Here is a 1,070-nt window from a genome sequence, read left to right on the forward strand (position 1 = left end):
TGGTGATAAAGCGTTCTTCGGTAAGCTCAGGCCTGTTCAGATAGCCTCTTGCAACACCCGCACCACCGATATACAGCTCTCCTACTGCTCCTACAGGAACAGGACGGTATTGGGCATCCAGAACGTACAGGGTTGTATTCGCAATGGCACCGCCAATATTCAAAGGATTTTTAGCTTCTTTGTAATCATGCAGCGTGACACATACCGTTCCTTCTGTTGGTCCATATTCATTGATCAGGGTGATCTCCTCAATATTCTGATCCAATGCCGGGAAGCTTTCTCCTCCTGCATGGATCAGCTTTAAGCTTGTTCCGTTCTCCACAATTTCTCTCAGCAACACCGGTGGAATAAAGGAAACTTCAATGGCGTTGGCTTTAATATATTCATTAAGCTCACTCACCGAAGTCCTAAGCTCATTGCTGTAAAGCCATAGGGTATTTCCGTTGCACAAAGAAGGGAATATTTCGTAGACAAAGGCATCAAATACATAATTGGAGTACACTCCCACATTCTGATATTTTTCAAGCTGATGAGCTTCTTTCATCGCATCAATAAGATTCATTACTCCTTTATGCTCTATCATTACTCCTTTCGGAAGCCCGGTGGTTCCGCTGGTGTAGATTACATAAGCCAGATTCCCTGAATGAACTTCTGTAACAGGGTTGTCAGTTACTTCTGTTTCAAGCTTTGCCTTAAAGGCAGCTTCATCAATGGCAATGACCTCTATATTCTGTAATTTTTCTGCTGTGCTTTCCTGTGCGATAACCAGTTTTGCCCCGGTATCTTCCAGAATATGTCCTATTCTGTCCGCAGGATAGGACGGATCCATCGGCACATAAGCGGCTCCGGCCTTTAATACGGCAAGGATTGCGATCAGCATATCCGCGGATCTTTCCAGGCATAACGGTACCAGATTATCCGGCTGAAGCTGATATTCCCTGATCAGGTGATGGGCTAAACGGTTCGATCTTTCATTAAGTTCACGATATGAAAGTGTAACATCATTGTATACCAGAGCCGTAGCATCAGGTGTTTTGGCAGCCTGATATTCAATTCCCTGATGAATGGTT

The 1,070-nt window shown here is 44.5% G+C and carries 1 protein-coding gene; it reads right to left on the reverse strand.

The window, feature by feature from the left end; all coding sequences use genetic code 11:
• Positions 1 to 1,070: amino acid adenylation domain-containing protein (locus tag ABMQ40_RS16605; RefSeq protein ID WP_370901617.1), on the reverse strand; the 1,070-nt coding region annotated here is incomplete at both ends.

It is taken from the genome of Chryseobacterium gossypii, assembly GCF_041361455.1.
GTDB classification, from domain to species: Bacteria; Bacteroidota; Bacteroidia; order Flavobacteriales; family Weeksellaceae; genus Chryseobacterium; species Chryseobacterium gossypii.